9 protein-coding genes and 3 pseudogenes are annotated in these 11,889 nt (G+C 67.8%); 8 read left to right on the top strand and 4 right to left on the bottom strand.

The annotated features are described in order from the left end of the window. Positions 1-3,357 (bottom strand): DUF6531 domain-containing protein (locus tag FXN61_RS55980; RefSeq protein WP_223165816.1); only part of this gene is annotated, 3,357 nt, incomplete at its 3' end. A gap of 538 nt (positions 3,358-3,895) precedes the next feature. Between FXN61_RS55980 and FXN61_RS40740 the strand changes: the two genes are divergently transcribed. The 3 genes and pseudogenes from FXN61_RS40740 to FXN61_RS40730 all read left to right on the top strand — a co-directional run. Then, positions 3,896-4,150, top strand: coding sequence for a hypothetical protein (locus tag FXN61_RS40740; protein WP_167979213.1), 255 nt, complete (start codon positions 3,896-3,898; stop codon positions 4,148-4,150). Between the two features lie 215 nt (positions 4,151-4,365). Continuing rightward, positions 4,366-4,818: a hypothetical protein gene (locus FXN61_RS40735; RefSeq protein WP_167979212.1), complete on the top strand. Its 453-nt coding sequence runs from the start codon at positions 4,366-4,368 to the stop codon at positions 4,816-4,818. 244 nt (positions 4,819-5,062) lie between these two features. Beyond that, positions 5,063-5,648: pseudogene (locus FXN61_RS40730) on the top strand (XdhC family protein); the annotation flags it as partial. Between the two features lie 66 nt (positions 5,649-5,714). On the opposite strand, the gene FXN61_RS56735 reads toward FXN61_RS40730, so the two are convergent. Then, a complete protein-coding gene (locus FXN61_RS56735) occupies positions 5,715-5,960 on the bottom strand; it encodes a hypothetical protein (protein WP_188136024.1) in 246 nt (81 codons plus the stop codon). A gap of 135 nt (positions 5,961-6,095) precedes the next feature. Here FXN61_RS56735 and FXN61_RS57030 point away from each other — a divergent pair. Together FXN61_RS57030 and FXN61_RS55970 are read left to right on the top strand one after the other, a co-directional pair. Further along, positions 6,096-6,551: pseudogene (locus tag FXN61_RS57030) on the top strand (helix-turn-helix domain-containing protein); the annotation flags it as partial. Between the two features lie 118 nt (positions 6,552-6,669). Then, positions 6,670-6,867 (top strand): IclR family transcriptional regulator domain-containing protein, encoded by a 198-nt coding sequence (locus FXN61_RS55970; RefSeq protein WP_312878385.1) that lies wholly within the window; start codon positions 6,670-6,672, stop codon positions 6,865-6,867. Here FXN61_RS55970 and FXN61_RS40715 read toward each other — a convergent pair. Continuing rightward, complete coding sequence (locus FXN61_RS40715; protein ID WP_167979211.1) at positions 6,838-7,623, bottom strand: citryl-CoA lyase; 786 nt, start codon at positions 7,621-7,623, stop codon at positions 6,838-6,840. The two genes, FXN61_RS55970 and FXN61_RS40715, sit on opposite strands and share 30 nt — an antisense overlap. Further along, positions 7,620-8,719: pseudogene (locus FXN61_RS56730) on the bottom strand (CaiB/BaiF CoA transferase family protein). Before FXN61_RS56730 ends, FXN61_RS40715 begins: the two are co-directional and overlap by 4 nt. Positions 8,720-8,866: 147 nt before the next feature. Here FXN61_RS56730 and FXN61_RS40705 point away from each other — a divergent pair. Genes FXN61_RS40705 through FXN61_RS40695 form a run of 3 tightly spaced genes read left to right on the top strand, consistent with a single transcriptional unit; the run spans position 8,867 to position 11,798 of the window. Further along, the gene (locus tag FXN61_RS40705; RefSeq protein ID WP_167979210.1) at positions 8,867-9,853 is read left to right on the top strand and encodes a tripartite tricarboxylate transporter substrate binding protein; all 987 of its coding nucleotides are present in this window, start codon (positions 8,867-8,869) and stop codon (positions 9,851-9,853) included. Further along, the gene (locus tag FXN61_RS40700) at positions 9,850-10,290 is read left to right on the top strand and encodes a tripartite tricarboxylate transporter TctB family protein (protein WP_167979209.1); all 441 of its coding nucleotides are present in this window, start codon (positions 9,850-9,852) and stop codon (positions 10,288-10,290) included. The genes FXN61_RS40705 and FXN61_RS40700 overlap by 4 nt, the downstream gene beginning before the upstream one ends. After that, on the top strand, positions 10,290-11,798 hold the full coding sequence (locus FXN61_RS40695; protein ID WP_167979214.1) for a tripartite tricarboxylate transporter permease: 1,509 nt from the start codon (positions 10,290-10,292) through the stop codon (positions 11,796-11,798). The genes FXN61_RS40700 and FXN61_RS40695 overlap by 1 nt, the downstream gene beginning before the upstream one ends. Positions 11,799-11,889 lie beyond the last annotated feature (91 nt).

The following is an 11,889-nucleotide window of genomic DNA, read 5'->3' as shown; positions in this document are numbered from 1 at the left end:
GACTCCGGATACTTCGACGGACGAGCCATAACAAACATCCTCTCGCCCAACAGCACCGCTGTCAGGACTCAAGGTGTCCGGCATCCGGGGGCAACTCCACTTCGAGGGGCCGGCGCCGATGGACAGATTCGTGGTGACACCGGGGGTGAAGGCGTTGGACGGCTCGCCGACCATTTGACCGTCGAGGAAGAACCACGCGCGGTTGTCGTCAAACGGCTTGAGCACCAGGTCGACGTGGTGCCAGTTGCCGTCGGTCACCGGGTTCTGCGAGACGGAGCCCAGGCTGTCGCGCAACCTGCCGTCCGTGCCGACGTACACGACCGGGAACACGTTCTGCGGATTGGCCGCTCCGAAAGACCCCGTGGAGTTGCCGATCAGCACACCACCGCCAGTGGTCGTCTTGAACCAGGCGCTGATCCGCAGGTTGTAGTTGGTGGAACCAGTCAACGAAAGCGGGGCGCCGGTGCTGGTGACGACCGAGCTGGTGCCGTTGAACACGGCCGTGCTCGTCCCTCCGGGACCGAAGGGATTATCAGTGGACGACGTGACGTTCGTGTAGGTCGCGCCGGGGCGTCCGCTCTTCTGGTTGGCCGCTGTCGTGCCCGAGCCAGCGTCGTCGAGCAGGAGATAGTCCGTCGCGTTGCCGAGAACGTCGGCCCGGTAGTTGGACGCGGGGTTGTACGCGTAATCGGTGCACGCGTTAGTGGGGTCGCACACCTTCGTGAGGTGGTCGCCGTCGTAGGTGTACGTCCACGTCAGCTGAGTTCCCGTGCCACCGGTCGGGTCGGTGCTGACCGACGTGACGTGGTTGCCGGTCCACTGGAAGCTCAGGCTGCGCCCGCCCTGGGCGTTGGTCGCAGAAGCCAGCTTGCCCTGGGTGTAGGTGAGCGTCACGGCACGCCCGAACCCATCGGTGAGCGACGTCAGCTTGCCGGCACTGTCGAAGATGTAGGACGTGGCGGACTTGTCGATCAGCTTCCACCCGCCCGCCTGCGAGGTCAGCGTCGCGAACCGGCCCGGCGGCGGAGCGTACGTGCCGTCGCTGTTCTTGCCGAACCGCACCTGCTGACCGTCCGGGTAGGTGACCACCACGTTGCCACTGCCGTCGCCGTCCACCGCGACAGCCGCGTCGTAACGCGATGACCAGCCCATGCCGAACGCAAGGTTCCTGCGGGAGTCGACGCTGTTGTACGTGCGGACCACCGACAGGTCTGGCCCCACGGTCTTCACCACGGCGTCGGTGGCCTCGGAGGTGTAGTTTCGGGTCGCCGGGTCGAAGCCGCGACCGGCCTCGATCGCCGCGGCACCGGCGTGACTGAGCACGGCAGGCTGGCGAATCACCGTCGTGAACGTGCCGGCGGGGACCACCGGGCCGCTGTTGCCCCAGCTGCCGATGCTGGCTGACCACTTGTAGGTCTTGCCCCACTTGAGCGCGCCGGCGGGCACCTGCCAACTGACCTCGCCGCCGAAGCCGGTGCTCTGCCCGTCACCGACCCAGTTCGAGTCGGCGACCTGCACGTCGTTCTCGTCGGTGACCCAGAAACGGCCCGCTGTGCCGGTCGACGGGTAGTTGTCCGGGTCGTGGCCCTGGAAGCGCAGCACGGGGGTGAGCGAGTCGGCTGCGGTGCCCGGTGTTGGGGACATCGCGTCGATGATCGGGTACTGGTCGCCGATCGTGATCGCGACCGTGCCCGAGGTCGGGACGCCCTGCCAGGCGAACATCGTTGTGCCGTACAGATCCATGTCGAACCGGATGGTCCAGTTGCCCGGCGGTAGTTTCTTGATCGGCATGTTGATCGTGGCGGACTGCCCGTAGCCGACGTTGTGCGGCATAGCCACGTGGTAGGTCATGCTCTGCGACTGCTCGACGCCGTTGCCGTCGTAGAGGTGGTAGGTCAGCTGGTAGTTGTTGGACGACGTCCAGACGTCCTTGCCCCAGTTGGTGACCGTCACCGGCATGACACCGTCCTGTGTGGACGATATCGGTGTCGTCATGCCCTGCGGGATCTGGTAGGTGGCCCAGTACGGGCTGTAGGTCACCGCGAGCTTGGGCGGGTTCGCGCTGTTGCGGCTGGCGAACTTCTTCCACGCGTAGCTGTCGGACTCCGACGTGCGGACGGTCAGGCCGTAGTTCGCGCCACCGTGCACCCACGAGTGCACGAGATCCCGGCCCGCCTGGTTGAGCGTGATGCCTGCCCACTGCGGGTCGGGGCAGGTGCTGCCAGGGTAGCTGTAGGCGTAGGAGAAGCTCGACGATCCCACCAGCGCGCCATAACCGGGACCGGGAAAGCCCGCGATCCCGTTCGCCGACCACGGCTGCGTGACCTGGTAGACGTTCACGTCCCGGGCACCGCACGAGAACGAGTGGATGTTGGCCAGCCACAACTGCGCGCCCAGGACGTACTGGCCGGCGAAACGCGACGAGACGCTGCCGAAGTTGAGGTAAGTCGCGGCCTTGTTGCCACCACCGTCCCATGTGCCCGCCCGCAGCTCGGCCATCGTGTGCTGTGAGGTCACGAACCCGGTCTGCACGAACGTAGACGTGTCGGCCTGCTGGTCCTCGACGCTCGGGTCGACCTTGATCGGGAACACGCGGGCGGGGTCGTTCACCCACGCCTTGTCGATGCTGACCTGCAGCACCGTCTTGCCGTCCCGCTCGTTCAGCGAGTACTTCACGCCCGCGGAGTAGGCACCTGTCCCCGCCTGAGGGAAGGCCGAGTCCTCCATGAAGCCGTGCGGGATCTGCGCCTTCACCTGACCGCCGCGGTCCTTGAACAGCACCGCGCCCTTCTCGTCGAGAGAGGCAGTCAAACCCTTGAGTTCCAAGGGGAAATCCCACTCCGTGGGCGCGTCCTTCGACTTGAGGACGATCGTTTCCTTGATACCCGTCGTGGTGGACTGAAGCTCGACGTCGGAATGGGCACGAACGTCGGCGTAGTTGATCAAGGCGCCGTCCCGGCTACCTTCGACGGGAGCGGCACCCACCACCCCGAAGCCGACCGACACGCCGTCGTTGACTCGGTACTCGCCCAGCGCCGTCGAGTCGGCCTTCTTGGCGAAGCGATGCCCGATCGCGCCGGCCTTGTTGCGCACCACGCTCCCGTCGTCGACGAGGGTGGTGTCGATCGGCTCCCACTTGCCGTCGGACGTGCGGAAGAACTCGGGCTGCGCACTGATCTGGGCCGTCTTCGTGCCGTCCGGATTGGCGAACACCCTCGTCCGCGCGTCTCGCTCCCCGACCAACTCCTTGCTGAACCTCGGGTCGAACGAGTTCGTCGCCACCGTCGGCGCAGCTCCGGTCTTCACCTCCGTGCGCGGCTGCCTCGGCATCGGCTGCGCCGCCGGCTTCCGGGGCACACGCACGTCCTCACGCCGATCCCTCGTGGCATCTGTGTCCTCAGAGGACGCCCGGTGCGAACGACCGTCCGCTGTTCCGCCCGGCTGCTCGGGAACCGCCCCGACGGGCCGTCCCTGCGCGTACGCCTGCGGCGTCGCGGGCAACGCCGCGACACCGTAGCGATCACCAGAAAGATCACCAACACGCGCACAGCGGTGTGTCTCAGGCGCGCAGGCGCCATCGCCCGACCAGACATCGCAGACCCCCAAGCTCAGATCGTCCGCGACATGTTCAGCCACCAAAACGCGCTGGTCAACATCCAGCATCCTGTGTTCGAAAGCACAAGACCCACGCGTATCGATCAGGCATCATCGACGTCCCCACGCCCGTCGAGAGGAACCAGGCACCATGCTCCGCTTCCGACTTCTGGCCTGCGCCCTCCCACTTGTCCTCGCCGCGACTGGCTGCACCTCCGACGAGCCCGCCCCACCACCCGTGACGCAGACGGTCGCCGCACCGCTGAACCAATCCGGTCCGAGCACACCCGACCAGCGCCCGGTGACCGCCGTCCAGATCGACCACCGCGCAGGCAAAACCAGCATCAACGGCAACACCGCGCTCACGCAGGGAACGGTGGTCGACCTGACGGTGCTGTCCGATGTGGATGACCAGGTGATCATCGAGGCTTTGCAGTTGAGCACAACGCTTTCCGGAGGTTCCGCACGACTGCAGTTCACCGCGACCACGCCAGGAACATTCCCAATCCGGCTACGCGACAGGGGCACCGAGCTGGCGACACTGAAGATCACCTAGCCGACCTCGCGTCACGTGCACGGAGAAGAGCGCCCGACCTTTGCTGCCCAAACACGTCTCCGCTGCGAGCTCTCGGAGGAGAGAACCGGTCGGCAGCGGCGTAGGGCATCCGCGTCCGGATCGAAGAAGATCGTCTTTAGGCCTAGGTTCGCGGCCGAATCTCTCACAACTCGCGGCGCAGGTTCCACATCCGTAACGCCATCTCGGCATGGACTTTGGCACAGAAGCTGCGCGATACGGCCTGGACAGAACGGACTGGCAAGCACGCCTGGCGGGTCCGCTACCCCACCAGCGACGGACACATCCCATCCGTCTCCATGTTCATCACCCCGCAGCCCGATTGCCCAGCACCCACCAGTACACCAGCCTTCCCAGGTTGGTCAGACAGCCAGGATCCGCCCGGCTGGCGCCCAGCCTTCCTGCTCGTCACCAATGCGTTAGAAGGCAGCTGGGCAAGGTTCGCGCGCGTGTCTCTCCTCTTGCTGGTGCTGGCTGCTGCAATCGGCTTATTGATGCTCTCCCTCGGCTCGCCTGCAGTTGGCGGTCTCGGCATCAGCACGGCTGCCGCTGCCGGCCTCGCCCGGCACGCACGTATCAAGTTGAACACTCCGAACCGTGGCAACCAAGGACTCTTCACAAGAACGCTTCGGCAAGACGAGGCGGTGTAGCGAGCCGACAAGATCGTCGAGGTGCACGATGAGTCTGCGGGCGCCTAGGTCACGCCGCAGATCCATGCCGAGCTCGTGGCGCAGCATCACGTGACAGGACTGGGCCTCGGTGTCCATTCACTCAAGGCGCAAGAACACGCCTTCGCCTGGCAGTACCCGAGATGGATCACCCGGCCAGCTTGCGTTCAAGACGCCGGAGGCGCACAACTGAGGCTTCTCCGCTCCTGCCACACCTACGGAGGCCGTCGTGGCCGCCGGACGCCACGGCGTGGTGCCGGACGACCAAGGGACGGCAGTGTTCGTCAACACCTTCGAACCACCCCCTCGGATGCTGGTGTTCGGCGCGATCGACTTCGCCCGTGCGACCGCACGGCTGGGGAGCGTTCCTCGGTTACCACGTGACGGTGTGCGACGCCCGGCCCGTGTTCGCCACCACGGCCCGGTTCCCGGAAGCCCACGAGGTCGTGGTCGACTGGCCGCACCGGTACCTGACCGCCGAACTCGCGGCAGGACGGGTGGACAGGCGGACCGTCGTCGCCGTCCTCACCCACGACCCGAAGTTCGACGTTCCCGTGCTGGAGATCGCACTGCGCGCCGGGCTCGGCTACGTCGGCGCCATGGGCTCACGCCGCACCCACCACGACCGGCTGGCACGGTTGCGCACCTCCGGGCCCACCGAGCACGAGCTGGACGCCCTCTCCTCCCCGATCGGGCTCGACCTCGGGGCACGCACGGCCGAGGAAACGGCGGTGTCCATCGCCGCGGAGATCATCGCCCTTGTTGCGGAACGCGACGGACGTCGACTCACCCACACCACCGGCCCACTGCACCAGCGAGCAGCGGACGTCAGCCGCCCACGCTGTCCTGAGCCGGTGCAGCAGCTCGACTCAGCCTTCTCACCGGTACTCCGGAGTCCGCGGCAGCGCTCTGAGCGGTGACAACGAGCGAACCACACGCCATCCGCGCTGCCGACACGGTGTGGTGGTCACCGCCGCGGGATCAGACCCGGATCCGATCCACGCGGCGTGCCGCTCCCGCGCTCGTACCGCCCACAGATCCGTCAGCACGTCAACAGGTCGCCGGGCCTCGATGTCGATCAGCAACGTGCCGTAGTCGTGGCGACGCAGGGCGAAGTCGTCCACCCCGAGTACCCGAGGCGTGGGTGGTTCGGGATCGGCTAGGCCGCGCACCAGCACGGCTGCCCAACGCCAAGGCAACCGCAGACAACACGCTGCAGGACTGCGGTGCGGCGGGCGTGCCGACCGGCCAGTGGTTCTATGTCGCTCCACCTGACGGTTCGACGGTACCGTGTAGTGGTGGCAGAAGATGGTGCGGTCCGCAGTGTGACCCGAGCGCTCGACCTCCTCGCTCACTTCACCGAGCGGCGGATGGTGTGGCCGGTAGCGGAACTCGCGCGTGAGTCGGGCCTGCCCAAGACCACCGTGGTGCGGCTGGTCGCCACCCTGTCGTCTGCGGGAATGCTGTGGGAGCGCCCGGATGGTCAGGTCGCTGTCGGCGCCGGTCTGCTGAGGTGGGCGCGGTTGGCGCGGGTGGCGTGGGAGCTGCCGTTCGAGGTGCGGGCGGTGCTGGAGGCCCTGGCCGCGGCGAACCGGGAGACGGTGAATCTCTATGTGCGCCAAGGGTTTGCCCGCGTGTGCGTGGCGCAGGCCGAAGGTCCGCAGACGTTGCGGCACGTCGTGCGGGTCGGCGAGGAGATGCCTCTGTGGGCGGGCGCGGCGTCGAAGATCCTGCTGGGCGACGCGCCCGCGGACGTGCTGGACGCGATGGTGGCCCGTGCTGGAGCGGGACTGCGAGCCGAGGTCGTCGCCGCGCAGACGGAGAACTTCGGCGGTGAGCCACGGGGAACGCGAGTCCGGTGCGTCCGGTGCCGCCGTGCCGGTGGTCGACGCGCAAGGCCGGATCGTGGCCGCACTCGCGCTGGGCGGCCCGACGACCCGCTTCACCGAGGACCGCGTGCCGTCGTTCCGCGAAGCGCTCGCCAGGGCAGCACAGGAGATCTCACAGCTGGGCCTGCCGTCCGTTGTCTAGGTTCCGCAGCGACGGCCCCGTGTAGCCGGCCAGCAGCGGACGCGGGATCGGGCCCTTGATGCGGGCGCCCGACTGCTGTTCTTCCCAGGCGTGCGCCAGGATGCCGACCGAGCGGGACAGCACGAAGAGGCCCCTGGCGAGCTCCGGCGCGAAGCCGAGCTCCGCGTAGATCACCGCGGTGGCGCCGTCGATGTTCATCGGCACCGGGGCGATCGCGTTCTCGATCGCCAACGCGATCACCAGGTAGTCGCCGGAGACCACCTCGTCCTCGACGGCCTCGGCCACCAGCCGCAGCAACGGGTCGCGCCGCGGGTCGCGCGGGTGGAAGCGATGCCCGAAGCCGGGCAGGAAGAGGTGCCACCGCCGGTACTCCGCGATCGCGTCGGCCAACGGCAGGCCGCTGTCGCGGATGTCGCGCAGCATCGTCATCGCCTGCTGGCCCGCGCCTCCGTGCACGTCGCCGAGCATGTTCACGCCGGTGGCCACGGCGCTGTTCAGCCCGATGCCGCACGTCGCGGCCATCCGCGCGGCAGCGATCGAGGGTGCCTGCGGGCCGTGGTCGACGGCGGCGACGAGCGCGGCCTCCAGCAGCTTCGCCTGGCCGGGAGTCGGCAGTTCACCGCGCAGCAGGAGCCAGATGGTCTGGGGGAACGTGACTTCACCGATCAGCTGCTCGATCGGGTAGCCGCGCAACGCGATCTCGCCGGGCTGGATGCGCACCAGCGCGGTCTGCCACCATTCGCTCGCTGTGGTCATCGCCGCTCCTCGAGGATGTCGTCGTTGTGCTCGCCGAGCAGTGGTGGGGGCGAGCAGGGGGCCGCGGCGCGGCCGTTGACGCGGATTCCGTTGCCCAGCACGTGAATCGTCCGTTCGGGCGCGCCGGGGAACGGCAGGCTGTGGATCAGCTCCGGCACCAGGCCGAGCGCCTGGGGCACGGTCAGCACGCGCGCCGCGGGAACCCCGGCGGAGGCCAGCAGTTCCTCCCACTCCAGCGCGGATCCCTTGCGCAGGCTTGCTTCCAGCTCGGACTGGAGCGCCTCGCGGTTGGCCTTGCGGTCCTCCCGGGTGACGAACCGGAGGTCGGTGATCAGATCGAGCCGGCCGAGCGCCCGGCACAGCGCGACGAACTGCTCCTGCTTGTTCGCCGCGATGTTCAGCTCGCCGTCGGCGGTGCGGAACGTGCCGGACGGAGCGGAGGTCATGTTGTCGTTGCCCGCCGCGGTGGTTCCGTGCCCGCGATGAGGTAGTTCGACACGGCCCAGCCCAGCGCGGTGATCGCCGTGTCGAGCATCGAGACGTCGAGCTCGCAGCCCACGCCGGTGCGTTCCCGCTGCACGAGCGCCGCGCACACGCCGAACGCCGCGGCGAGCCCGCCCATCGTGTCCGCGATCGGGTAGCCCGCCCGCAGCGGCGCGTCCTGCGGCTTGCCGGTCACGCTCATCATCCCGGCCATGCCCTGGATCACCTGGTCGTAGGCGGGCCGCTCGCGCATGGGGCTGGTCTTGCCGAAGCCGGAGATCGCGCAGTAGACCAGCCGCGGGTTGAGGGCTTTCAGCGTCTCCCAGGGGAAGCCGAGCCGGGCGAGGACGCCCGGCCGGTAGTTCTCCAGCACCACGTCGGCCTCGGCGACCAGCTCGCGGAACGTCTGCCTGCCCTCGTCGGACTTGAGGTCGACCGTCACCGAGCGCTTGCCGCCGTTCTGGGCGAGAAACGAGGCGCCGAGCAGGGCGTCGTTGAGCCGGGGGTCCGCGCCGAGCTGGCGGGCGAGGTCGCCCGTCCCCGGCGCCTCCACCTTGATCACGTCGGCGCCGAACAGCGCCAACTGGTAGCTCGCGAACGGTCCTGCCAGCACGTTCGTGAGGTCGAGCACGCGAATTCCGCTGAGGAGCACGGACACCTCCCTGTGAACCTTGCCACCGCCGAACGGGCGACCTATAGTCGCCGAAAACCGCCAGGCGGTTTAAAGGTACCACTAGATGGATCGAAGGGAAGACGTGCAATGAGGCCGTCGCTCAGATCAGCGCTCGCTGTCACCGCTGTGGTCGCCGTGTCCGCCTGCGGCCAGTTCACCGACCCCGCCGCGGGTGGCGGGTCCGCGTTCCCCAGCAGAAACCTGGAGATCATGGCGCCGGCCGCGGCCGGTGGCGGGTGGGACCTGACCGCCCGTGCAATGCAGGCCGCGCTACGCGACGACAAGCTGTACGACAAGGCGATCGAGGTCACGAACGTCGTCGGCGCCGGTGGAGCCACCGGCCTCGCGCAGCTGCTCAGCAAGGGGCAGGGCGACGCGCACCAGTGGATGGTCACCGGGCTGGTGATGATCGGCGCCACGGAACGCGCCAAGAACGGCAGCGACCTCACCCAGGCCACGCCCATCGCGACGCTGACCGCCGAGGCCGAGGCGATCGTGGTGCGGTCGGACTCGAAGTACCAGAACATCAAACAGCTCGTCGACGACTTCAAGGCCAACCCGACCTCGGTGAAATGGGGCGGCGGTTCGGCGGGCGGCAGCGACCACCTGGTGGTCGGCGTGCTCGCCAAAGCCGCCGGTGCGGACGTGAAGAAGATCCAGTACGTCGGCTACTCCGGTGGCGGCGAGACCAAGGCCGGCGTGCTCTCCGGTGACGTCACGGCGGGTGTCGCCGGGGTCAGCGAGTTCAAGGCGAACATCGAGGCCGGCCAGATGCGGCTGCTCGCGGTGACCTCACCGAAGGGTGCGTCGGACGCGCCTTCGTTGAAGGAAGCCGGATATGACGCCGAGCTGATGAACTGGCGTGGTGTCGTCGCCGGGCCTGGGCTTTCCGACGCCGACCGCACCGCTGTCGTCGCGCTGGTGGACAAGCTGCACAGCTCGCCGAAGTGGCAGGAGACGCTGGCCAAGCAGGGCTGGACCGACTTCTACAAGAAGGACGTCGAGGCGCGGAACTTCATCGCGAACGAGACCATGCGGATCAGCCAGCTGGTCAAGGAATTGGGCCTCTCGTGACGCGGTTTCGTTCCGGTGAGCCGGTTTTCGGGCTCGTCCTCGTCACGCTCGGCGTCGTCGCGCTCACCCAGGTCTGGGTGATCCGCGGCGACTGGAGCGTGAGCGGGCCGCGGCTCGTGCCACTCGTCGTCTGCACTGCGTGGGTGCTGCTGGCGGCGGTGTACGTGGCGCAGACCGTGCGTTCGTCGGCGCCTGGTGAGGGTTTCGACCGCACGCCGCTGTACCTGATCGCCACGCTCATCGGGTACGCGTACATCGTGATTCCGTTGGGATACATCATTTCCACGGCACTGTCGTTCGTGCTGACCACGCGAATCCTCGGTTCGAGGTCTCTCCTGCGTGACGTTGTGATCGGTGTGCTGCTGGCGCTCGCGCTCTACCTCGGGTTCACCTCTCTGCTGTCGATCCGCTTGCCGCGTGGGGTGCTGCCGCTGTGATGGACCTGCTGAACGGCTTCGCCACCGTGTTGCTGCCGCTGAACCTGTTGTTCGCGGCGGTCGGCGTGACGATCGGGACCCTGGTCGGTGTGCTGCCTGGGATCGGGCCCGCGCTCACCATCGCGCTGCTGCTGCCGATCACGTTCAACTTCGACGACCCGATCGGCGCGTTCATCATGTTCGCCGGCATCTACTACGGCGCCATGTACGGCGGGTCGACCACGTCGATTCTGCTGAACACGCCAGGAGAATCGGCGTCGGTCGCCACCGCGATCGAAGGCCACGAGATGGCCAAACGGGGCCGGGCACGCGCTGCGCTGGCGACGGCGGCGATCGGCTCGTTCGTGGCCGGCGTGATCTCGACGCTGCTGCTGGCGTTCGTGGCGAAACCGATCGGCGAGCTCGCGGTGAAGTTCCAGGCGGCCGACTACTTCGCCTTGGCCGTGCTGGCGATGGTGTCGGTGACGGCATTGCTCGGCACATCGCTGGTGCGCGGCCTGATCTCGTTGGTGCTCGGGCTCTTCCTCGGTCTGGTCGGGCTGGACTCGGTGAGCGGGCAGCTGCGGTTCACGTTCGGCGCACCCGTGCTGACCGAGGGCATCGGCATCACGATCGTGATCGTCGGGTTGTTCGCGATCGGCGAGGTGCTGTACGCCGCTTCTCGCGTGCGCAACGGTTCCGATGAGATCGCTCCGTTGGAGAAAGCCCCGCTGCGCACCGGTTATCTGTCGCGTGAGGATTGGCGGCGTTCGTGGCGGCCGTGGCTGCGCGGGGCGGCGATCGGCTTCCCGTTCGGTGCGCTGCCGGCCGGTGGTGCGGAGGTGCCGACATTCCTGTCGTACACCTTCGAGAAGCGGCGGGCCGAACGTGCGGGGCGCGACGACTTCGGCAAGGGCGCCATCGAGGGTGTCGCCGGGCCGGAGGCGGCGAACAACGCGAGCTTCTCCGGTGTGCTGGTGCCGTTGCTGACGCTCGGTCTGCCCACCTCGGCGACGGCGGCGGTGATGCTGGCGGCGTTCCAGATCTTCAACCTGCAACCCGGTCCGCAGCTGTTCCAGACGTCTTCTGACCTGGTGTGGGCGCTGATCGCGTCGTTGTTCGTCGGCAACGTGCTGCTGCTCGTGCTGAACCTGCCGTTGATCCAGGTGTGGGTGAAGGTCCTGGAAGTGCCGCGCCCGGTGCTCTACAGCGGGATTCTCGTGCTGGCGACTCTGGGCGTGTACTCGTTGTCCGGCAACGTGTTGCAGGTCTTCCTCGCCTACGGCATCGGCGTGCTCGGGTACTTCATGCGGCGGTACGGCTTCCCGATCGCGCCGGTGGTGCTCGGGGTGATTCTCGGTCCGATGACCGAGACCCAGCTGCGGCGGGCGCTGGTGATCTCCGACGGGAGCTTCACCGCGATCGTCACGCGGCCGTTGACACTGGTCATCCTGGTGCTGGCGGTGGTGTCGCTGGTGCTGCCGTACGTGCGGCGGGGCAAGAAGCTGGCGTTCGCCGACGAGGACTGATATGGAGTGGCCTCTTGTCAAGGGGCAAGGTGAGGCGCCCACGAGGGTGTTCCCGGCGGGCGCCTCGTGTTTCGTCGCGGTGTTGCGGGTG

This window comes from Lentzea indica (assembly GCF_012184385.1).
Lineage (GTDB): Bacteria > Actinomycetota > Actinomycetes > Mycobacteriales > Pseudonocardiaceae > Lentzea > Lentzea indica.
This window is presented reverse-complemented; position numbering and strand designations above follow the sequence as displayed.

Excerpts from the sequence above, each read along its gene's own strand:
- FXN61_RS40715 (WP_167979211.1), bottom strand. The coding sequence starts at position 7,623 with ATGACCACAGCGAGCGAATGGTGGCAGACCGCGCTGGTGCGCATCCAG.
- FXN61_RS40705 (WP_167979210.1), top strand. The coding sequence starts at position 8,867 with ATGAGGCCGTCGCTCAGATCAGCGCTCGCTGTCACCGCTGTGGTCGCC.
- FXN61_RS40695 (WP_167979214.1), top strand. The coding sequence starts at position 10,290 with ATGGACCTGCTGAACGGCTTCGCCACCGTGTTGCTGCCGCTGAACCTG.